We start from the raw sequence: 21026 nt of genomic DNA, 5'->3' as shown, positions 1-21026 counted from the left end.
CATAAAACGTGTTGCCACTGTTGTCTCCTTTTCTGAAGTTCGTTGTTTCTTATTGATTCTCGTAGTTGACGGTTATTGCCACCGGTTACGTCGGTAACCGACGACCGGCTTTGAACGAATGATTGGTTCCCCTCCCATCAGCCCGTAGCCGGTATGCGGTTGGCTCCTGATCAGCCCGCCGCAGCAGCGTTGGCCGCCTCGGTGGCGGCGTAGGAGGTCGCACTTTGGTTGAGCGTTGCGACGAACATCTCGTGGATCGCGGCGGCCTGCGCGCTGACCTGTTGGTACATCGTCGCGTGCGCGGCGAACTGCGCCGCGGTCAGTGCCGAGACCTCGTCGGCGGCTGCCGGGACCACGCCGGTGGTCGGGGCGGCGGCGGCGGCGTTCTGCGCGTTCAACGCCGAACCGATACCGCTCAAGTTCGCAGCGGCAGCGGACAGCGCTTCCGGCTGCGCGTTCACAAACGACATTCGAGTCCTCCTCCGGGATCGCGGTCAGCAATCTCTCTGCTGACGATCGTAAGGGCTCAAAGTGCCCGGGAGTAGCCACATCGCCGAGTGTTCACCTGCCGATAACAAGTGTTCATCTGGGGTAACAAGCCGGTGGCCGCGAGCCGGTTGTTCGGCCGCCGAAAAGGCTTCGAACTGGAAAAACACAGGGCTGCCATTTCCGGTGCGACCGGCAGCCGCCCTGCCCTCCGAAACCAGCGGGCAACAGGGCCGGGTTTAAATCCCGGCGCACTTAATTCACCGGCCGCGTCGGGGCCGTGAAAGCGCCAGCAACCACTGTGTCGCTGTTGCTCGCGTCACAGTGGTTGCTGGTCGGGCCGGTCAGCCGGCCGGGGTGGCCGCGCGCTCCTGCGCCGGCGCCCGCCGCAGCTCGGTGGCGGCGACCTGAACGAACACCCCGGTGTCCTCCGCCATCAGCAGGCCACGGCCGCGAGGCAGCGGGCCGCCCTTCATCTTGCCGCGGATGAAGCCTTCGTCCGGGTCGGCGTCCATCACCAACAGTGGTGCGTTGGCCTGGTGCAGAGCCCGCAGCAGCGGGTCGGCACCAGCGGACGACCAACCACCGAACGTGCGGGTGGCGATCACGTGCAGGCCGACGTCGGCCGAGCGGGTGACCCAGGGCGCAGCCTTCTGGAACGGCGAGTCGAAGCCGGGCGGGAACTGCTGGATGTCGTCGATGATCAAGAAGATCTCCGGCCCGCTCCACCAGGTCCGCGACAGCAGCTCCTCGGCCGACAGCCCCGGCGGAGGCTCCCGGTTGGCCAGCGTGGCGGCCAACTCGTTGACCAGCGCAACGGCGCCGTCCAGGTTGTAGGCGAACTTCTCCACGTAGTCCGACCCCAACGTGGTCAGCAACTGCCGGCGCGGGTCGATCAGCCACACCTGGGCCGACGGCCGACCGTCCGGGCTGGGCGCCGGCGCACTGCTGGAACCCGGCGCATAGAGCCGTTCGATCTCGCTCATGATGGTGGCCAGCGTGGTGGTGCGGCCGCATTCACGACGGCCGGTCACCATCAGGTGGCCGTTCTCGGCGAAGTTCAGGTAGACCGGCTGCAGGTCGAGTTCGGAGATCGCCCAGGCGATACCGCCCGCTCCCACTCCTTCGCGACGGTCGTTGGCCGCGACCGCGCGCACCTCTTCCAGGCCGAACCGCGCCGGCAGACGCCGCACCGGGCGCACCCGGCCGACCGCCACCTGGCTGACCGCGGCCGCCACGCTGTCGGACTCGAACACCTTGTCGCCGGTGTCCTCCATCGCGGGCCGGGCGATCAGGGTGTGCAGACCGGACTGGGGGTCGCTGTCGAGGCGCACGTAGTTGACCGCGACCATGCCGCGTCCGGGCTTCACCGGAACATCCTTGGCGAACCGGGAACGCACCAGCTTGGCATCCTCGACCGCGGCCAGCCGCAGCTCGACCCGGGATCCGAAACCGCTTCGCACCGGCGGGCGCAGCTCCGATTCGCGGTCGGCGGTCACGATCACGTGCACACCGAACGACGGCCCCTGGTTGATGATCTGGTTGACCTGCTCGACGAGCACCTCGTTGTCCTCCGAGAGTGCCCGGTAGTTGTCGACCACCAGATAGACATCGCCGAAACCGTCGTTGGGCACCGCCCCCGGAGCACCTTCGAACTTCCGCCGGCGGAAGACGTCCATCGACGCGACATCGTTCTCCAGGAAGCTGCGCTTGCGGGTCCGCACCAACGCCAGCAGTTCGGCCACCGTGCGGCGCACCCCGTCGGGATCGGTCGGACCACAGACACTGCCCACGTGCGGCAGGCCGGCGACCGTGGTCAGCGAGGTCCCGCTGTAGGCCAGGCAGTAGAACTGAACCTGTTCGGGGGTGTGCGTCAACGCGGCCGCGCAGATCAAGGTCTGCAGTGCGGTCGTCTTGCCCGACCCACCGGCGCCCAGGATCAGCACGTTGGCGCCGGGGCCGGAGGTGTCCACCGTCCACGGCGGCTGGTCGTGCTTGAAGGGCCGGTCGATGACACCGATCGGGAACACCAGGTCGCGCCGGGTGCCGTAGTCCTGCTGCCACGGGTGACCCAAGTAGCGGTTCACCAGGCTCTCGACCGTCACCGGCACATCCAGCGGCGGCTGCCACAACCGGTACGGCTCGAAGTCGATCTGACGCAGTTGGTCGATGATGACCGTGCCGACCTTGGGAGTCCGGATGAAGTCCTCTTCCTCGGCCGGCTCGCCGGGCGCGGCTGCCGGCTTGGTGTCGAGCGCTGCCATCTCCTCGGCCGCCTCGATCTCGGGCGTGCTGACGCTGACCTCGAGCGGAGTGAACTCGGTGGTGAACAGTTGCGGCCGGATGTAGTCGACGGCGTGCGTCAACGGCATCTGCTCGTCGTCGAGGATTCCGCCCCGGTGGTAGTCGCGCCACAGGAACTCGGCCTGGAACCGGATGACCTCTTCGCCGCTCTTGCGGAAGTAGCCCAGACCCGCCTTACCCGGCAGGTTCACCGCGTTGGGGACACCGGCCGCCTGCGCGGCTCCGGCGGTCTGCGCCTTGAGCACCAGCCGATAGCCCATGTTCTCCATGAGCTTCTCGGCGCGGCTCTCGATGGTCTGCGAGGCCATCATCAGGTGCACCCAGTAGGCGCGGCCCTGGCGGCCGATCGAGTCCAGCACCTCCACGGCGGTCGGCATGATGCGAAACCACTCGTAGAACTCATCGATCACCACGACCAGCATCGGCAGCGGCGGCAGGCTGTCGTCGCCGCGCGCCCGCATCCGGGACCGGATTTCGTTGTACTCCTTGGCGCCGTCGACACCGGCGTTGTCGCACATGGTCTTTCGTCGGGCGATCTCACCCCACATGGCCTCCAGGAAGCGCTCCATGAGGGCCTGGTCGTCTTCCAGGTCGGTGATGATCCGCGACACGTGCGGCACGCCGGCGAACGGCTTGACCGCCGATCCGCCCTTGAGGTCGGCCAGCACGAACTGCAGCTCGTCCGGCGGGTGAGCCAGCAGCAGCGACTCGATCACCGTGCGCACCAGGGTCGACTTACCGGAACCGGTGGTGCCGGACATGACGCCGTGCGGCCCGTCACCGCCCTCGTCGAGGGATTTCATGTCCAAGAACAGCAGTTCGCCGTTGTCGGAACGGTTTCCGAACGGAATCCGCAGGCGGCCCCGGCTGCCACCGTCACGCCGGCTTGCCCACAGCTCTTCGAAGTTGATCCGCCCGGCGTCCTCGATGCCGTAGTAGGCCATGATGTCGCGCGCACCGATGTGGTGCGTCACCTTCTGACCGATCTCCTCGTAGGCCGCCGCCAGCCGCCAGTGCGCCAACCGCTGCGCGAACTGTTCGGCGTCGGTGGGGCTGACCTGGTCGGCGAGCGCGAAGAACCACTCGTTGTCGTCGATCACCATCCAGGTGTCGCGGTCACGTGGCAGGGCGTTGATGATGCCCTTGTCGTCGAGACGCAGCACCCGCTGTGAGACGACACGCCACTCCGGAGCGCCGGTCAGGTCGAAGAACGTCACCCCGTCGATGCCCTCGGTGGTGTTGACGTACTCCCACTGCGGGTCCAGGCCATCGACGATGATCAGGTGGTGCGGGGTCGGGGTCTCCGCCGACGAGCTCGCGTGGCGCGGCATGAACGATCCACGCCCGGAGAACAGTTCGGCATGTTCGGTGGCGAAGTCCTGCACCGAGCCGTACACCATGCGGGCGTTGCCGGCGGCGTCCTGACGGCGCGGGTCGCCGAAGTGCGGCATCCACTTCACCCAGTCCCACTGCGCCACATCCGACGTCACCACGACCATGCGCAGATGGTCGGGCCCGTGTGAGAAGGCCAGCTGGCAGATGATCGCGCGCATCAACCCCAGCACCTGCTCGCGGTCGCCGACCAGCGAGTACCACGGCTCGACCAGCAGGGAGATCATCTTGGGCAGGTTGTAGACCACGCTCTGGTAGCGACCGAACTCCTGCAGCGCCTTACCGGTCACCGGTTCCAGCTCGATGTCGGTCGGCATGTTCTGCGGCTCGCCCCAGGTGACCTCGGGGCGCGTCATCCCCACCCCGACGCGGGCCAGCCCGAAGTTGAGGTCCTTGCCGTTGGGCTGGCGCTCCCACATCCGTGACGACCCCACCGCGGCGGCCAGGGTGGACGGCGCCGGGTGGTACCACCGGTAGTTGGCGTCCATGCTGTCCGCGGACTCGGCCGCCGACTCACGCAGCCGGTCCAGCATGAGCATGAACTGGGCGCGCATCGCGTCGAGCTTCGGCCGGCTGAGTTGCTGGGCGCCACCGCCGAAACGGCCGCCGAACATCATCATCGCGACACCACCGATCATGAAGATCGGGAAGATCGAGCCGGCACCCAGGAACATCCGGGAGCCGCTGGCCACGGTCATGGCGACCATGCCGACGAGCAGGCCGACCACCAGCACGCCGACCACCACCAACCACCACGGCTTGCCTTCTGGCGGCGGGACGCTCAGCGGCGTCGGCAATACGATGTTTTCCGGCTTGACCACCGGGGCGCGTTCCGGCGTCGGCCGGGCGTATCCACGTTTCACTTGGGCACCGCCAATTCTGCTGGGCTCATATCGGTTGGCAGGGTGTCGTGACGTACCAGCGCATCCTGTCGGGACAGGGTCGGTCCGTGTGCCAGCAGGCGCAACGCCACCGACGGCGCCAGTGCCGGTTCTCCGACCAGGCCCAGCGCCTTGCGCTCGTCATCGCCGGGGATTCCGAATCGCACGCCGGAGGCGGATATCCACCACAACGATTCCCGCGTCGAGGCGTCCGGGTCGTTGCCGGTGATCGCGACGAAGTTGCCGTAGCCGGAACCGAAGTAGACCCGGTCGGCCTGCGGCACGTTGGTGTCGTTGGTCTTCACCAGCGACACCACCCGCTTCATTTGCTTCTGCGACACCGGAATCGTCGGGCCGGACACCACCTGCACCCGGGCCCGGCTGTCACCGGCGGAACGCTCCCACCACCAGCACGTGGAGGGGTTCTCCTTGATGTCGACGACCTGAAGCGGCCCCTCGGGGTATGCCGAGAGGTCCAGTCCGGTGACCACCGGCATCTTCGCCAGGTCCTGCGGCGTCACCACTGCGGGCGCACCGCCTCCGGTGGCGCCGGCGTTCTGCAGAATGCGGGCCACCACCGGCGAGACGGTCTGTACGCCGTTCATGAGCACCACCGAATACTGTTGCGGCCCAGCCAGCTGCGGCGTGGTGAACACCATGCCCACCGGGCCGGGAGCATTCGGGAAGGCCGGCGGCTGACCCGCCTCGGGCACGAAGGGCACCGCCAGTTCCGGGCCCACCGGCAACGCGTCGAACAACGCCTGGCTCATCGGGCGGGCGTGGTCGACCTGCTCGGGGGTCAGCCCCAGCGGCAGCAGCACCGCCCGGTCGGCGGCGTCGATGCGCGAGCGGCGGCCTTGGCGAACCACCCAGGAGTCATTGCCGTAGCGCAGCACCACCGCGTCGGGTCCGTCCAGCACCCGGCGGCGGGAGTTGAGTTCCGGGGCGCCGTCGATCACCGTCACGGTCACCGGCGACGGCGCACCGACGCCCTGGACGTTGGCGACGGTGTCGCAGATCAGCCACGACGATGTCGAGGGCGCCGTGGGCAGGATGTCCGACGGCGCGCCGGGAATTCCGACCAGCGGGCCGTGCGGCTGCTCGGCTATTTGAGTGGAGCGCACCTTGTGCGGGTTGTCGGCCCGGCCCGCGATCAGCCGCGCCGAGGCCAAATTCAGTGCCGGATATATGGTGTCGCCGACCCGCACATACAGGGCGCCGGAATCACGGTCGGCGATGATCGGCGATTCGTTCATCTGGCCCGAGGGACTCAAGAACGACCACAGCAGTGCACCGAGGCAGACGACCGCCGCGGCCGACACGGAAGCCACCACGGCCAGCGACTGGCGCCGGCCGGGCTCTACTTCCATCCGAACCTGCCAGCGCGTCAACGCCATCGCAGTCCGTCGCGCCAGGAACTGGTACCCCGTCATCTGGGTCCGTGTCGACAGCCCAAGGCCGTAACCGGGTCCCCGCTGTTCGTCAGCCACGGCGCGCCCCAACCCCAGCCCGCAGCACTGCCGGATTACGGCGCGGTGCCGGTCCCGTATAGGTCGTCATCTACCCCTGCCTGGTCACAAGTTTCTTCACTGCGCATGCTAGCCGTGTCGCGCTACGACTGCCCGCGGCGCAGATTGCAATCTGATGGCGATGACGAAACGCACTTCGCCTGTTCTTGCACGAATTATGACCGCGTTAGATGAACGGTCTGTTAAGCGCCAGAGCCGGGTGAGCTCACCTGCGTCGCGCCCAATGGAAAACGGTGGTTTGTCCACCGAAATAATCGCAGCGAACGCCCGATCGGCCCGGTCGGCGAGCCAGGATGGCGCAGGCCGGGGCGCAGCGGCCGTCGGCGACCGCCGTAATCCGCACTTGCGGTACCTGAGTTTCCTGTCAGAAGCCTGCGTATCTGATGTCAGAGTATCGGGTCACGAGGTTTTTCGCGCTACCGTCGATAGGTGACCGCGATTGATGGACAGGGTGCTGGAGGGCAACTCGACCCGCGGGGTCCCGCGACCTCACCAGCAACGAAAGAAACCACCCGGCAAGTCGACTACTCCACGGACGTCGTGGACGTCGAGTTGGAGCTGGAACAGGGCTACCGGGCAGAGATCCACAAAAACCACAACGAGACCGTCGACGTCGAGACCTACGGCGGCGGTTTCGACCTCAGCCGCCGCGCGGTCGCCCCGCACCTGCGTATCGGCCGCGACAAGTGGTTCAACCTGCTGTGGCTGATTCCGATCGGTTTCGTCGGAATGGTGGCGATGGTCGCGATCGGCAAGGGCATTCGGCACATGCCGGGCATCGAGGACTTCATCACCAGGTATCCCGGCAGCAGCCCGTCCACCGAAGTCGCCGGGGGCCTGCCGGCCTGGGCCGGGTGGACCCACTTCTTCAACCTGTTCATGATGATCTTCATCATCCGCGCCGGCATCCAGATTCTCTGTGACCACCCGCGGCTGTACTTCAGCCGCAACTCCACCCCCGGCAAGGACGAATGGCTGCGGGTGGGGCCGCCGGTCCCGGACGACCCTTACTGGACGGCCAATGCCGACACCGTCGCGCTGCCGGCGCAGTTCGGGCTACCGGGCTTCCGGCATTCGATCGGGCTGGCCCGCTGGTGGCACATGGGCCTGGGGGTGTTGTGGCTGCTCAACGGTGCGGTCTTCTATGTCCTGCTGTTCACCACCGGTCAGTGGCGCCGTATCGTTCCGACCAGCTGGGACATCATTCCGCACGCTGCCTCGGTGATGATCCAGTACGCATCGCTGGACTGGCCGGACGACCACACCTGGACCAACTACAACGCGCTGCAGCTGATCTCCTACTTCGTCACGGTGTTCGTGGCTGCTCCCGCCGCGCTGATCACCGCGCTGGGCATGTCCCCGGCGCTATCACAGCGGCTGGGGCTGATCAGCAAGCACATGCGACTCAACCTGCAGATCGCCCGCTCCCTGCACTTCGTAGTGCTGGTCTATTTCCTGCTGTTCATCCTCGTGCACGTCACCATGGTGTTCGCTACCGACGCCTTCGACAATCTCAACCACATGTTCGCCGCCCGGGGATGTGCGGAAGGCGCGGGCCCGGAATGCCATAGCGCGACGGGCTTCTACGTCTTCTGCGTGGCGGCGGTGGTGTGCACCATCGGCTGGATCGCGGCCACGCCGCTCACCCTGCGCTACCCGCGGGTCGTCCAGAAGATCGGCTATGCCCTCATCGGGCCGTTCCAGCGGGCCCTGGAACATCTGAACCCCGAGCCCGGGACCTTCACCGAGGACGACATCTCGCCGTTCCACTGGCGCAACGGCCGGCTGCCGGAGACCGTCGAGTACAAGGAATACGAGGCGGGAGACTTCAAGGACTGGCGACTCAAGGTCTACGGCCTGGTCGAGAACCCGATGGAGTTCTCGCTGGAGGACCTCAAGGCCCTGCCGTATCACGACCAGATCACCCAGCACATGTGCGTGCAGGCCTGGTCCGGCGTGGCCAAATGGGGCGGCGTGCAGATGTCGACGATCATGGAGATCGTCAAACCGCTTCCGCAGGCCAAGTGGGCGATCTTCTACTCGATGGGCCTGGGCGCCACCGGCGGCATCTTCTACAACGCACACCCGGTCGACCAGATGTGGCACCACATGTCGATGCTGGCCTACAACATGAATGACCAGCCGCTGCCCTACATGCACGGTCGGCCGCTGCGGCTGCGCAACGAGCTGCAGCACGGCTACAAGCTGGTGAAATGGATCAAGGGCATCGAGTTCGTCGAGAGTTATAAGGAGATCGGCAGCGGCCACGGCGGCTACAGCGAAGACCACAAGTTCTTCGGCCGCCATCAGACGATCTGAGCCGATCCCCGGGAGATGAGGGCTGCCGCGGCCTGACAGGAACACCTGTCAGGCCGCGCCGCATCTGCGGGATCAGGACACTGCGCAGCCGCGGTCTGATCTTGTCGATGGCCGGCCCGCCTGATCCACCGCCGCGTCGTAGGGTGACATGAGGCAACTGAACAACGGGGAGAATCCATGCGCGGACGCGGTATCGGAAAGTCAGTCCTGTCGGTGGTAGCGGTGGGGCTCGCCGTGGGTGCGGTGGCGACCGCCTGTGGCGCCTGCGACAGTGATTCCGAGGAAGACACCTACGGTGAGGTCACCCAGGCTCCCGCCGCCCCGATGGCGCCGGTGCCGCCCGCCGACAGCGAGGCCGGCGAGCCCGAACCCGGTCCGACCGCGCTCCCGGACGCCCCGCTCACCAGTGCCGCTCCGGTTGTCGAGCCCACCGCGAAACAGGCTCCGGCCGCCTCAGCGGTACCGCGGGCTCCGTCTGCGCCCGCAGTCCCGGCCATTCCCGCGATTCCGGCGATCCCGGCGATTCCCGCCATCCCGGCGATTCCGGCGATTCCGGCGATCCCCTACCCGTAGCGGTCGCAGCCCCGAGCGATCAGATCCCGGTCCAGGCCGAGTCCAGCTGCTCGGCCACGTCGATGATCTGCGCCTGCTGGGACTGCGGGCTGTCGATCTCGTCTGCCACGTAGTGCGCGATGAAGCGCCGGATCTCCCCGTCGACGCCGGCGAAGATCCGCAGCAGCTCGCCGCGGATGGACGTCGACGACACCTCGACGGTGATGTCCGAGGACCGTGGCTTGGGTACGTCGATGATCAGCAGCAACGGTTCGGCGGCGCGGGCGGTGGCGTGCAGGGCGATGTCGCCGGCCACGGTGAATCGTTGCTTGTCCAGACGAAGGTCGATGAGCAGGTCGATCTCCAGCGGAATGTGGATCGCGAACGTCAGCAGATCCCCCAGACCGCGTGCCACCCGCGGCTCCTGAACGCGCACCTTGGCGCTGACCTTGGCGATGCCGCCCGGACCCTGCCGCATGGTGGGCATCTCGAACTCGTCACCGGCGATGACGGCGAACGCAGCTGCCACTCGTTCTTCGGTGACCGCGACCTCGAAGAACTTGCGCCCGAACTCTTCGTAAGTCAGGAAAGTGTGGTTCTGCATAGGTTGATACGGTCTCACGTCCCCGTCGCCGACGGGCGCTGATCGGCCTGCGCGTCGCCGTCTTCGCGTTCCACCACACCACGATCGGTCAAATGCTCGACGAGCGGCAGTACGCCGGCCGCCAAGTGCTCGGCCATCGCGGTACGCGCCAGCGTCTGATCGTGTGCCGCCAGCGCGGCGAGCACCCGCCGATGATCGGCCATCGACCGCTCCGGCCACCCTGCGATCCCCGGGAAAACGGCCTCGGGCGCATACCGGGTTATCTGCGACATCATTTGGGCCAGCTTGGGTGAGGCGGCGGCGACATTGATCGCCCGGTGAAAATCGTGGTTGAGCCGCACGGTGCGCTCTTCGTCGTCGCCGGCGTAGGCCTGCTCCAGCCGGGACTGGATCTCATTGAGCTCGCTCAACTGCTCCTCGGTGATCCCGGCCGCGGCCCGCGCCGCCAGCTCACCGCCCACGAACGCCTGGACCTCGGCGACATCGGCCAGATCACGCTCGGTCACCGGCAACACGACGAACCCGCGATGCGGCAGCTGGTCGAGCAGGCCTTCAGCGCGCAGCTCGAACAGCGCCTCCCGCACCGGAGTGACACTGATGCCCAATTCCGTTGCGAGCTGGTCCAATCGGACGTAGGACCCCGCGGCGTAGCCGCCGTCGAAGATCCGCTGGCGCACGAAGCGAGCGACGGCTTGCGACAACTGCGGCCGGGTGCTGAAGTCGGGAGCAGACATGGCGTCAGATGCGGTAGTCGGCCAGCAGACGTTTGCTGATGATCTGCTTCTGGATCTCGCTGGTGCCCTCGCCGATCAGCAGGAACGGCGCGTCGCGCATCAGGCGCTCGATCTCGTACTCCTTGGAGTAGCCGTAGCCGCCGTGGATCCGGAAGCTCTGCTGGGTGACCTCATTGCAGTACTCGCTGGCCAGGTATTTCGCCATGCCCGCGGCGACGTCGTTGCGTTCGCCGGAATCCTTGAGCCGGGCCGCGTTGACCATCATCAGGTGTGCGGCCTCGACCTTGGTCGCCATCTCGGCCAGCCCGAACGCGACGGCCTGATGCTCGGCGATCGGCTTGCCGAAGGTGTTGCGCTGCTGGGCGTATCGGGCCGCGAGCTCGAACGCGCGGATGCCCACCCCGCAGGCACGTGCGGCGACATTGACCCGGCCGACCTCGATGCCGTCCATCATCTGGTAGAAGCCGCGGCCGGTCTTTCCGCCCAGAATGTCGGCTGAACCGGCGCGATAGTCGTCGAAGATCATCTCGGTGGTGTCGATGCCCTTGTAGCCGAGCTTCTCGAGCTTGCCGGGGATGGTCAGCCCCGGGACGACTTCACCGAATCCGGTGGGCTTTTCGACTAGGAACGCGGTCATGTTGCGGTGCGGGGTGTCGGCCCCTTCGTCGGTGTGGACCAGCACCGCCACCAGGCTCGACGTGGCGCCGTTGGTCAGCCACATCTTCTGGCCGGTGATGAGGTAGTCACCGTCGCCGGTGGGTGTGGCCCGGGTGCGGATGGCCGCGACGTCGGAACCGAGCTCGGGTTCGGACATCGAAAACGCGCCGCGCACATCACCGGTCGCCATCGCCGGCAGGTAGCGCTGTTTCTGCTCGTCGGTGCCGTGCTGGCGCAGCATGTAGGCCACGATGAAATGGGTGTTGATCACCCCGGAGATGCTCATCCAGCCGCGCGCGAGCTCCTCGACGCACAGTGCGTAGGTCAGCAGGGATTCGCCCAGCCCCCCGTAGGCCTCCGGAATCATCAGCCCGAACAGGCCCAGCTGTCGCATCCCGTCGACGATCTGTTGCGGATAGGCGTCGGCGCGTTCCAAGTCGGCAGCGTGCGGAATGACCTCTTTGTCGACGAACGCCCGCACCGCTGCGACGATCTCGGTCTGGCTCTCGGTCAGCCCCAACGTCTGGCACAGTCTGGTCATCTACGCCACTCTCTCGAACACGGCGGCCAAGCCCTGGCCACCTCCGATGCACATGGTTTCCAACCCATAGCGCTGCTGGCGGCGGTGCAGCTCACGCGCCAGCGTTGCCAGCATCCGGCCGCCGGTCGCGCCCACCGGATGCCCCAGCGAAATCCCCGAACCGTGCACGTTGGTCCGGTCGCGGTCGGCCGCACCGAACCGCCACGCCGCCATGACCGCCAGCGCCTGAGCGGCGAACGCCTCATTGAGCTCGATCAGGTCGATGTCGGCGAGGGTGAGACCCGCCTTGGCCAGGGCGACCTCGGTGGCCGGCACCGGGCCGATGCCCATCACGTTGGGCGCGACCCCGGCCAGCCCCCAGGAGACCAGTCGCACCAGCGGGGTCAGGCCCAGCTGCTCGGCCTTGGCCGGGGTGGTCACCACACACATCGAGGCCGCGTCGTTCTGACCGCTGGAATTGCCGGCGGTGACGGTGGCATCCGGATCGCTTTTGCCCAGAACCGGTTTGAGCTTGGCCAGTGACTCGACCGAGGTGTCGGCGCGGGGATGCTCGTCGGTGTCGATCCGCTGCTCGCCGGCGCGGGAGCGCACCGTGACCCCGATGATCTCGTCGGCGAGCACACCGCTGCGCTGGGCCGCCACCGCGCGCTGATGTGAGGTGACCGCGAGCTCGTCCTGCTCGGTGCGGGAGATCTGGTACTGACGACGCAGGTTCTCCGCGGTCTCCAACATGCCACCGGGCACCGGGTGGTACTGCCCGCCCGCGGTGGTCCGGCCGCGTGCCAGGCCGTCGTGCACCCGTACGCCGTCGCGGGCCCCGCCCCAGCGCATGTCGGTGGAGTAGAAGGCCACGTTGCTCATGCTCTCCGCACCGCCGGCGATCACCACCTCATGCGCGCCACTGCCGACCTGCAGGCAGGCCTGGATCACCGCCTGCAGGCCGGATCCGCACCGCCGATCGACCTGCATACCCGGAACCGTCACCGGCAGGCCGGAATCCAGGGCGACCACCCGCCCGATCGCGGGCGCCTCACTACTGGGATAGCAGTGCCCCAGCACCACGTCGTCGATGGCGTCGACGGGCAGGCCGGTGCGCTCCAGCAGTCCGGACAGCGCGGCGACGCCGAGCTCGACGGCGGTCAGCGATTTGAACATCCCGCCGTAGCGGCCGATGGGAGTGCGAACCGGTTCGCAGATCACCGTCTCGCGCAGGCTCATAGGTGTCGACCGCCGGTCACCTCGAGCACGGTGCCCGTCATATAAGAGGACAGGTCGGATGCCAGAAACAGTGCGACGGTCGCGACCTCGTCGGGCTCGCCGGCCCGGCCCATCGGCACCTCGGCGACCTTCGAATCCCAGATCCGCTGCGGCATGGCCTCGGTCATCGCCGAGCGGATCAGCCCCGGCTGGATCGCGTTGACGCGGACACCGAGGTAGGCCAGCTCCTTGCTGGCGGCCTTGGTCATGCCGACGATGCCGGCCTTGGCGGCCGAATAGTTGGTCTGCCCGACCATGCCGACCTTGCCCGATATAGAGGACATGTTGACGATCGCGCCGCGTTTGCGTTCCCGCATGATCGCCGCAGCCGCGCGCAGCCCGTTCCAGGTGCCCTTGAGGTGGACTGCGATCACCTGATCGAAATCGTCTTCGGTCATCTTGCGCATGGTGGCGTCGCGGGTGATGCCGGCGTTGTTGACCATGATGTCCAGACCGCCGAACCGCTCGACGGCGACGGCTACCAGCGCCTCGACGTCGGCGGAGTCCGTGACGTCGGTGCGTGCCGCCACCGCCACGTCGGCGCCCAGCCGCTGCGCCGCGGCCTCGGTCGCGTCCAGGTTCAGATCGCCGAGCACCACCCGGGCGCCCTCGGCGACGAAGCGTTGCGCGATGGCGAAGCCCAGCCCCTGCGCTCCACCGGTGATCACCGCCGTCTGCCCGTTGAGTAATGCCACGCCGAAACCGTCCTCTACATGTCGTGCCCACCCATGGTCCGCAACATCATATTTCATATATGATTTATCGGCCAGTGCCGAAAGGGGCCGAACTATGCCGACCGCATCCGTCGCGTCCGTCGAAGACGACGTCTTCGCCGAAATCCTGTCCCAGACCCGCCGGTTCGTCCGGACCATGGTCGTCCCGCGCGAACAGGAGATCCTCGAGACCGATCAGGTGCCGGACGACCTGCGGCAAGCCGCCAAGGACCTGGGCCTGTTCGGCTACGCGATCCCCCAGGAATGGGGCGGGTTGGGCCTGAATCTGGCCCAGGACGTCGAACTGGCCATGGAACTGGGCTACACCTGCCCGGCGGTCCGGTCGATGTTCGGCACCAACAACGGCATCGCCGGCCAGGTGCTGGTGGGGTTCGGCACCGATGAACAGAAGGAGCGCTGGCTGGCGGCCATCGCCTCCGGGGCGGTCGCATCCTTCGCCCTCACCGAGCCCGGAGCGGGCTCCAATCCCGCGGGCCTGCGCACCAAAGCCGTCCGTGACGGCGACGGGTGGGTGCTCGACGGCCAGAAGCGGTTCATCACCAACGCCCCGCTGGCGGATCTGTTCGTGGTGTTCGCCCGCACCCGGCCCGCCGACGAGCGCGGCGCCGGCATCGCGGTCTTCCTGGTGCCGGCCGATACCGCCGGGGTGGAAGTCGGCGCCAAGGACGCCAAGATGGGCCAGGAGGGCGCCTGGACGGCCGATGTCAGTTTCTCCGGCGTGCGACTGCCCGCCGCCGCCCTGGTCGGGGGGAATGAGGACATCGGTTACCGGGCGGCGATGACCTCGCTGGCCCGCGGCCGCATTCATATTGCCGCGCTGGCGGTGGGAGCCGCGCAGCGCGCACTGGATGAGTCGGTGAACTATGCCGCCACCGCAACGCAGGGCGGCGGCATCATCGGCGACTTCCAGCTGGTGCAGGCGATGCTCGCCGATCAGCAGACCGGAGTGCTGGCCGGCCAGGCGCTGGTCCGCGATGCCGCCCGCAAATGGGTCAGCAACGAAGATCGGCGAATCGCTCCGTCGGTGGCGAAGGTCTTCTGCACCGAGATGGCCGGCAAGGTCGCCGACCTGGCGGTGCAGATCCACGGCGGCAGTGGATACATCCGTGGCGTGCCGGTGGAGCGCATCTACCGCGATGTCCGGCTGCTGCGGCTCTACGAGGGCACCAGTGAGATCCAGCGGCTGATCATCGGGTCGAACCTGATCAAGAACGCGAAGCGGTCACTGTAAGCAGCATCACTTTCTGCCCCGGAAACGACGTGCCGCCGGCACCGCTATTTCCGCCGATTCCGGCGTGAATCGATACCCGCGACGCACCCATTGATCAGGCAATTTCATCCTGATAATGCGAATTTGTGACCTTTGGAGCCAGGCTCAACAAATACCTACGAGCCCTCTACCAGCACTTACGGAAATTAACGGTCATGCTTGCCGGATTTTCCCCGATCTACCTGGCGTTTCTCCGTTGCGACGTTATCTTTGACAACATGAATGTTAAACGTGATGGGTGCCACAGATTTTGGTAAGTGCAGTTATCCATGGTTAATGTGCTCGGTCATGTTTGGTCTAGAAGCTCTGATGGCGCTCATCCAGCAGGTTTCGGGCACCCCGTACATCGTCGGCGGCAACACTCCCGCAGGTACGGATTGCTCGGGTTTGGCCTCGTGGGTGTCCAACGTCGCCAGCGGCCGGCCGGCCTTCAGCGGCCGGTTCCACACTGCCAACGAGGAGTCGGCGCTGCTGGCCCGCGGCTTCAGGTACGGCACCGCGCCCAACGCTCTGGTGGTGGGCTGGAACAGCCACCACACCGCGGTGACCCTGCCTGACGGCACGCCGGTGGCCAGCGGTGAGCCCGGCGGAGTGAAGATCGGTGGCGGCGGCGCCTACCAGCCGCAGTTCACCCACCACATGTACCTGCCCATGGACGAGGCACCGGCCCCCGAAGCGCCGGTGGAGTTCGCCGCCATGGTGGAGCCGGGCCCCGAGCCCGCGGCAGAGCCGATGGGCGTGGAACTGGCCGCAGCGCCGCCGTTCGACGCACCGCCGCCGTTCGAGGCACCGCCGCCGTTCGAGGCTCCCCCGGCCGAGGCGCCGATCGACATGCCGCCCGGCGAGGCGCCGCCGATGGATGCCCTGCCACTCGACGACGCCCCGGCCGAGCCCGGCCCGGAGCCCGGTGACCGCGAGGCGCCGGCTCCGGCCTAGTCTCGTCCGTTCGGGTGCGCTGACGGCGCCGCCGGGCGTCGCGCCAACAGCCACGCCACACCGTCCGCTTCGCCCTCGCCGATCAACTCCAGGCCGGAGAACGCCGTGCGCAGCTCCCCGGGCGCAGCCCGATACCGCCCAGCGGTGCTGCCGACCTGACTCAACGCGGTGATCGCCAGCAGTCCCCCCGGAGCCAGGCGCTGCACCATCGGCGCGTCGAGGCGACTGTCGCGGAACCGGGCGCAGTAAATGACGTCGGCCGGTGGTCCGTCCGGAAGGCCGTCATCGAGATCGACGACGTCGAATCGGCACCGGTCTTCAACGCCGCTGTGCACGGCGAACGCCCGCGCCCGATCGACGGCGACGGGCGAGATGTCGCATCCGGCCACCTGCAGGCCACGCTGGGCCAGCCAGACCGCCGCTGCGCCCTGGCCGCAGGCGATGTCGAGCGCGCGGCCGGCCGTCGGAAAAGCGTCCACGAAGGGCGCAAACACCGCAGCGGGCCCGATCGTGTCCGACCCCGGCACGCCGCGGCCGGCGTACTTCGCATCCCAGCGGGTGCGGTCCTCGGCGCTCATGCGATGGACAATACTGCGGGGGTGAGATTACGCCCCTCGATCGCGTTGTTGCTGTTCGTCTTGGGTGGAGCGGCCGGTCTGATCGGCGACCACTCCCATGTGGTCACCGGGACCACCGAATACCTGTCCCCGTCGCAGGCCGTCCCGTTCATCTGGAGCAGTCCGCTTTACTTCCCGATCCTGGTCGGGTCCGCCACCGCTTTCCTGGCAGAGTTGAGACTGCATCTCCCGTCACCGCGGACCGCCGTCACGGTGCGCCAAGGGGTGGCTGGTCTGGCCGCCGTGCTGGGCAGCTACGTCGTCACCGCGATGTTGCATGCCTCGCCGGTGGTTCCCCTCACGACGTTGATCTGCGCGTTCGCTGCGATCACTTACTGCGCCCTGGGAGATCGTCCGGCGATTGTCTGTGGCGTCCTGATCGCGGCCGTCGGCCCGGTGGTCGAGATCGGTATCGCCGCGCTCGGCCAGTTCCGCTACGTCCCCGGCTCGGACGGGTTGTTCGGGGTCGCGCCGTGGCTGGTGCCGCTGTACTTCGCATTCGGGGTGGTCGCCGCGCTGATCGGTGAGATCGCCGCCGGCCTCAAGCCGCCGGCGCAATAGGCGACACGGGACGGGACGCGATGGCACCGGTCACCCTCGGCGGCTACCCGGCAAAACGGTGCGCTCGCGTCACCCACAACGAGTTCGCTCCCGGCATCGCCGAGCCTGCGCCGCCGAGCCCGGACTTGGAGGCGCTGCGCAGTGCCGGAATCGAATTCGAGGAAGCTGTCCTCGAGGAACTCCGGTCACGCTACGCGGGTTCTGACCGACTGCTGCTGTTGGACGCCGAGATCGGCGCTACCGAACGCCAGCGACGCACCGTGGCCGCGATGACCGCCGGTGTCGAGGTGATTGCCGGCGGGGCCCTGCCGGATGTCAACGGCCGCAGGGGCCTTCCCGACGTCTTGGTCCGGCACCAGGACGGCTACCTGCCCGTCGACATCAAGAACCACCGCACGCTGGCCCCCGCAAAACGCGCGGAGGTGGAGATCTCGACACTGTCGCAACCTGATCGGCGACTGACCTATTCCGGCCACACCGACCACGGTGCGCGCTGGCGTGACGATGTCATGCAGCTGGCGCACTACACCCGGATGTTGCAGGAGTTGGGTTTTCACTGCGGGGTGAGCCGCGGCGGTATCATCGGCAGCTCCGACCTCACCGCACTGCACGGCGAGAGTCTCGGCATCACCTGGTATGACCTGGATGCCGAGAACATCGTCACGTATTCGGCCAGCGATCCGTCGCATCGCCGGTCACGCTCGGCGCTGCAGCGCTATGACCACGAGTTCGGCTTCCGTGTCGAGGTCGCGCGGGCCGCAGCGGCCGGACGAGAACTGGTGCGGCCCTACCGCATCGCCGACTGCGGGACGTGCGTCTGGTTCGACTGCTGCGCCGAGGCGGTCGGCGACGGTGACGCGTCGTTCGCGATAGAGACCGGCCACCTCACGATCCGAGAGTGGCAGTACCTGTATCAACACTGCGGCGATGGCGCGAAGTTGAGCGTTGCGCAGTTGGCGGCTGTCGATGTGGATGCGCACCTCGAAGCGTTCCGCGTCCAGTCCGTGGGCACCAAAATGCCGCGAGACCGGCTGGCCAACGCCGTCCGGCGAGCCCGGATGAGTTGCTCCGGAACTGATTTCGAGTCACACGAACCGGGGCCGGCGACTGTTCCTTCCGCCGACGTCGAGGTCGACTTTGACATCGAGTGGGATGACCAGGGCCGGATCTATCAGTGGGGCTTACGCATCCGCGACGGCCAGGACGACTCCACCGCCCGCTATCAACCCGTGGTCTCCTTCGATCCGCTCGACGAGGCCGCCGAAGCCGCACTGGCCGCCGAGTTCGCCTCTCGAATGCAGCAGTTGCGCGGTCACGCCGCCCGCGAGGGCAAGTCGCTTCAGGTCTTCCATTGGCACCACCCCGAGGTCAGCAGTACGCGCAGGTTCGCCGAGGTGCAGCAGGCGCTCGACGGTCTCACCTATGACCTGCGGAAATGGTTCGACGCAACGTTCTTCGCCCGCACCTCGTCGTCGATCAAACAGGTCGCCGGCTTCTTCGGCTTCCGTTGGGAGGTCGACGATCCCGGGGGTCTGGCCTCGCTGGGGGCGATCGAAACCGCCCGGGGCAGCGGCCCGCAGGCCGACGCCGCCCGGCAGTGGTGTCTGAGCTACAACGAGTGCGACGTCGCCGCGCAGGCGGCGATCCGCGACGGGCTGCGCGCCTACCGCCGCTGAGCGGGGTTCAGGCCTGGGTTTTGACCGTCGGGCAGATGTTGGTGCGCGCCGACTCGACCACCTCGCCGGCGGTGGGCTTGGGGATCTGCAGATACACCGAGACCTGTTCGACGATGAGGCTGGTCGGATGCTTCGGGAACTCCAGGCATGCGGTCCGTCCGGCAGCCAGCCGGCGGGCCTCGGTGCCGGGCGGGAACTTTGCGCGGATGGCGTTGAGATAGGCCATCTCAGCCGGACTGGGGTAGGTCGACTGCTGCTGGGTGCACAGCAGGATGTCGGGGCTGTTGCCGCAGTAGTCGGGATCACGCGGATTGAGCGGATCGGCCTGAGCGGATGACGCAGCACCGATCAGCCCGGCCAGCACACCTGCGGCCAGGGCCGCCGCGAGTGCGGTTGATTTCACGTCCAGCGCCTTTCTCCTCGCCGCTGACGCTAGCAGCAACCCGAAGCCGCTCGCGGGGACTTGCCGGGTCTGGCCGGCACCGGCGGAACCGCCTCATCCGCCGCCGCCGTAGCATTGCCGATATGAGTTGGGCAGCCCGGTTCACCGCACCGTTGGCGATCACCGGTGTGGCGATGGGAACGTTGGTCGCCGCAGCGCCGGCGCACGCCGACGAAGCCAGCTTCATGCATTATCTCAACACCCACGGCTACACCGCGCGCTACGGGAATGACGAGCCGATCTCGGAGTCCAGCGTGCGAGCCCTCGGGCACATGATCTGCGAGAACCTGCGGGTAGGGCGAACCGTCGAAATGCAAATGCCGCACTACCCGGCGTGGCCGCAGTTCCCGCTGATAGCCGACGCGGCGCGCCAGGAGTTGTGCCCGGGCGCCTAGCGCTGCCAACGCTGGGTGTCGACCGGTCCCGATGCGGGTAATTCGGTGCCGTGAGGCTTCGTAGAAGCACTACCTCCGGTCCCGGGTTGCGCCGTATCGGTCGAGGCCGAGGCTTTTCCTACGCCGACGGTCACCACCCGGTCGACGATCCGGAGGTCCTCGCCCGGATCAAGGCACTGGCCATCCCCCCGGCGTGGCGCAAGGTCTGGATCTGCCCCTATCCCAACGGGCACATCCAGGCCGTCGGAGTAGACGCCGCAGGACGTCGCCAGTATCTGTACCACCCGCAGTGGCAGGCCGAACGTTCCGAAGAGAAATTCGACCGGGCGCTGACCCTGGCCAAGCTGCTGCCGGACTGGCGCGCCGAGGTGCTCGCCGACCTGCGCGGTCGCGGCCTGAAACGCGATCGGGTGCTCGCCGTCGCCCAGCAACTCATCGACCGGGGTTACTTCCGGGCCGGTGGCGAGGAGTACGCCCAGGAGAACGGCAGCTTCGGGCTGGCCACCTTGCTGCGCGATCACGTCACGCTGCGCACCGGCTGCGTGGACTTCGACTATCCGGCCAAAAGCGGTGTACGGCGGACGGTTTCGGTCGACGATCCGCTGGTGGTGCGTGCGGTTCGCGCACTGTTGCGCGCGCCGACCGACCTGCCCCGGCTGCTGGTTTACCGCACCTCCGACGGCTGGTGCGAAGTGCGCGCCGACGACCTCAACGAGCGGTTCCGGGAGCTGACCGATGAACAGTTCAGCGTCAAGGACCTGCGGACCTGGCATGGCACCGTGCTGGCGGCCGAGAGCTTCGCCGCCGCGTGCGAGCCGACCTCGAAAACCGTTCGCCGTCGCGAAGTCGCCGCCGTGATGCGCTACGTCGCCGAGGAACTCGGCAATACCCCGGCAGTCGCCCGCAGCTCCTACGTGGATCCGCGCGTCGTGCAGGCCTATGAACAGGGCATCACCATCCGCTCGGCGCTGGACCGGGCCCGGGGCCGTCGCAAGGACGCAGCGCGCCGACTCGCGACCGAAGCCGCCACCGCTCGGATGATCAGACGAATCGACCGAGCAGGAAAGTAGCGCCCGATCCGCCGCGGTTGGCACCAATTCGCACCTGCACCGCAGAGCGCCGGTCCTGCGACTTCCAAG

At 67.3% G+C, this 21026-nt stretch carries 18 protein-coding genes; 8 read left to right on the top strand and 10 right to left on the bottom strand.

The window, feature by feature from the left end; genetic code table 11:
• Window positions 1-170: 170 nt before the first annotated feature.
• The 3 genes from N416_RS0110565 to eccB all read right to left on the bottom strand — a co-directional run bounded on the left by N416_RS0110565 (window position 171) and on the right by eccB (window position 6553).
• Complete coding sequence (locus N416_RS0110565) at window positions 171-470, bottom strand: PE family protein (protein ID WP_024442076.1); 300 nt, start codon at window positions 468-470, stop codon at window positions 171-173.
• A gap of 360 nt (window positions 471-830) precedes the next feature.
• Window positions 831-5045 (bottom strand): type VII secretion protein EccC, encoded by a 4215-nt coding sequence (locus tag N416_RS0110560; protein WP_024442075.1) that lies wholly within the window; start codon window positions 5043-5045, stop codon window positions 831-833.
• The gene (gene eccB / locus N416_RS0110555; protein ID WP_024442074.1) at window positions 5042-6553 is read right to left on the bottom strand and encodes a type VII secretion protein EccB; all 1512 of its coding nucleotides are present in this window, start codon (window positions 6551-6553) and stop codon (window positions 5042-5044) included. Before eccB ends, N416_RS0110560 begins: the two co-directional genes overlap by 4 nt.
• Before the next feature lie 591 nt (window positions 6554-7144).
• Here eccB and N416_RS0110550 point away from each other — a divergent pair.
• On the top strand, window positions 7145-8911 hold the full coding sequence (locus N416_RS0110550) for a molybdopterin-dependent oxidoreductase (protein ID WP_036457671.1): 1767 nt from the start codon (window positions 7145-7147) through the stop codon (window positions 8909-8911).
• Window positions 8912-9088: 177 nt separating this feature from the next.
• Entirely contained in the window at window positions 9089-9484 is a 396-nt protein-coding gene (locus tag N416_RS0110545; RefSeq protein ID WP_024442072.1) for a hypothetical protein, read from the top strand.
• Window positions 9485-9503: 19 nt separating this feature from the next.
• Here N416_RS0110545 and N416_RS0110540 read toward each other — a convergent pair whose 3' ends face one another.
• The 5 genes from N416_RS0110540 to fabG are packed head-to-tail and all read right to left on the bottom strand — an operon-like array spanning window position 9504 to window position 14008.
• Window positions 9504-10067 carry a hypothetical protein gene (locus N416_RS0110540; protein ID WP_024442071.1) on the bottom strand — a complete coding sequence of 188 codons (564 nt, stop codon included), beginning with the start codon at window positions 10065-10067 and terminating at the stop codon, window positions 9504-9506.
• A 14-nt stretch (window positions 10068-10081) separates the two neighbouring features.
• Entirely contained in the window at window positions 10082-10801 is a 720-nt protein-coding gene (locus N416_RS0110535; protein ID WP_024442070.1) for a GntR family transcriptional regulator, read from the bottom strand.
• A 4-nt stretch (window positions 10802-10805) separates the two neighbouring features.
• Window positions 10806-11999, bottom strand: a complete 1194-nt coding sequence (locus tag N416_RS0110530) for an acyl-CoA dehydrogenase family protein (RefSeq protein WP_024442069.1) — start codon at window positions 11997-11999, stop codon at window positions 10806-10808.
• Window positions 12000-13217: an acetyl-CoA C-acetyltransferase gene (locus tag N416_RS0110525; protein ID WP_024442068.1), complete on the bottom strand. Its 1218-nt coding sequence runs from the start codon at window positions 13215-13217 to the stop codon at window positions 12000-12002. It lies immediately after the preceding gene.
• Window positions 13214-14008 carry a 3-oxoacyl-ACP reductase FabG gene (gene fabG, locus N416_RS0110520; RefSeq protein WP_046301366.1) on the bottom strand — a complete coding sequence of 265 codons (795 nt, stop codon included), beginning with the start codon at window positions 14006-14008 and terminating at the stop codon, window positions 13214-13216. Before fabG ends, N416_RS0110525 begins: the two co-directional genes overlap by 4 nt.
• A gap of 37 nt (window positions 14009-14045) precedes the next feature.
• Between fabG and N416_RS0110515 the strand changes: the two genes are divergently transcribed.
• Window positions 14046-15221 (top strand): acyl-CoA dehydrogenase family protein, encoded by a 1176-nt coding sequence (locus tag N416_RS0110515; RefSeq protein ID WP_024442066.1) that lies wholly within the window; start codon window positions 14046-14048, stop codon window positions 15219-15221.
• 327 nt (window positions 15222-15548) lie between these two features.
• Window positions 15549-16196 (top strand): glycoside hydrolase, encoded by a 648-nt coding sequence (locus N416_RS23835; protein ID WP_081654527.1) that lies wholly within the window; start codon window positions 15549-15551, stop codon window positions 16194-16196.
• On the opposite strand, the gene N416_RS0110505 is transcribed toward N416_RS23835, so the two are convergent.
• Window positions 16193-16774, bottom strand: a complete 582-nt coding sequence (locus N416_RS0110505) for a bifunctional 2-polyprenyl-6-hydroxyphenol methylase/3-demethylubiquinol 3-O-methyltransferase UbiG (RefSeq protein WP_024442064.1) — start codon at window positions 16772-16774, stop codon at window positions 16193-16195. The genes N416_RS23835 and N416_RS0110505 overlap by 4 nt on opposite strands.
• Before the next feature lie 21 nt (window positions 16775-16795).
• Here N416_RS0110505 and N416_RS0110500 point away from each other — a divergent pair, with 21 nt between their 5' ends.
• Together N416_RS0110500 and N416_RS0110495 are read left to right on the top strand one after the other, a co-directional pair.
• Window positions 16796-17374: a hypothetical protein gene (locus tag N416_RS0110500; RefSeq protein ID WP_024442063.1), complete on the top strand. Its 579-nt coding sequence runs from the start codon at window positions 16796-16798 to the stop codon at window positions 17372-17374.
• Between the two features lie 20 nt (window positions 17375-17394).
• Window positions 17395-19050 (top strand): ribonuclease H-like domain-containing protein, encoded by a 1656-nt coding sequence (locus N416_RS0110495; protein ID WP_024442062.1) that lies wholly within the window; start codon window positions 17395-17397, stop codon window positions 19048-19050.
• 7 nt (window positions 19051-19057) lie between these two features.
• Here the strand turns inward: N416_RS0110495 and N416_RS0110490 are convergent, their stop codons facing one another.
• Complete coding sequence (locus tag N416_RS0110490; protein WP_024442061.1) at window positions 19058-19453, bottom strand: hypothetical protein; 396 nt, start codon at window positions 19451-19453, stop codon at window positions 19058-19060.
• A gap of 122 nt (window positions 19454-19575) precedes the next feature.
• Between N416_RS0110490 and N416_RS0110485 the strand changes: the two genes are divergently transcribed.
• Together N416_RS0110485 and N416_RS0110480 are read left to right on the top strand one after the other, a co-directional pair.
• Window positions 19576-19887 (top strand): DUF732 domain-containing protein, encoded by a 312-nt coding sequence (locus N416_RS0110485; RefSeq protein ID WP_024442060.1) that lies wholly within the window; start codon window positions 19576-19578, stop codon window positions 19885-19887.
• A gap of 50 nt (window positions 19888-19937) precedes the next feature.
• On the top strand, window positions 19938-20957 hold the full coding sequence (locus tag N416_RS0110480) for a DNA topoisomerase IB (protein ID WP_024442059.1): 1020 nt from the start codon (window positions 19938-19940) through the stop codon (window positions 20955-20957).
• The last annotated feature ends 69 nt before the right edge of the window (window positions 20958-21026 follow it).

The sequence above is a fragment of the Mycobacterium sp. UM_WGJ genome, from assembly GCF_000455125.1.
GTDB lineage: Bacteria > Actinomycetota > Actinomycetes > Mycobacteriales > Mycobacteriaceae > Mycobacterium.
This window is presented reverse-complemented; position numbering and strand designations above follow the sequence as displayed.

Bases quoted from the DNA above. Each gene is read 5' to 3' on its own strand.
- N416_RS0110565 (WP_024442076.1), bottom strand. From the start codon at position 470: ATGTCGTTTGTGAACGCGCAGCCGGAAGCGCTGTCCGCTGCCGCTGCG.
- N416_RS0110545 (WP_024442072.1), top strand. From the start codon at position 9,089: ATGCGCGGACGCGGTATCGGAAAGTCAGTCCTGTCGGTGGTAGCGGTG.
- N416_RS0110540 (WP_024442071.1), bottom strand. From the start codon at position 10,067: ATGCAGAACCACACTTTCCTGACTTACGAAGAGTTCGGGCGCAAGTTC.
- N416_RS0110535 (WP_024442070.1), bottom strand. From the start codon at position 10,801: ATGTCTGCTCCCGACTTCAGCACCCGGCCGCAGTTGTCGCAAGCCGTC.
- N416_RS0110530 (WP_024442069.1), bottom strand. From the start codon at position 11,999: ATGACCAGACTGTGCCAGACGTTGGGGCTGACCGAGAGCCAGACCGAG.
- N416_RS0110525 (WP_024442068.1), bottom strand. From the start codon at position 13,217: ATGAGCCTGCGCGAGACGGTGATCTGCGAACCGGTTCGCACTCCCATC.
- fabG (WP_046301366.1), bottom strand. From the start codon at position 14,008: ATGAAATATGATGTTGCGGACCATGGGTGGGCACGACATGTAGAGGAC.
- N416_RS0110515 (WP_024442066.1), top strand. From the start codon at position 14,046: ATGCCGACCGCATCCGTCGCGTCCGTCGAAGACGACGTCTTCGCCGAA.
- N416_RS23835 (WP_081654527.1), top strand. From the start codon at position 15,549: ATGTTTGGTCTAGAAGCTCTGATGGCGCTCATCCAGCAGGTTTCGGGC.
- N416_RS0110505 (WP_024442064.1), bottom strand. From the start codon at position 16,774: ATGAGCGCCGAGGACCGCACCCGCTGGGATGCGAAGTACGCCGGCCGC.
- N416_RS0110495 (WP_024442062.1), top strand. From the start codon at position 17,395: ATGGCACCGGTCACCCTCGGCGGCTACCCGGCAAAACGGTGCGCTCGC.
- N416_RS0110485 (WP_024442060.1), top strand. From the start codon at position 19,576: ATGAGTTGGGCAGCCCGGTTCACCGCACCGTTGGCGATCACCGGTGTG.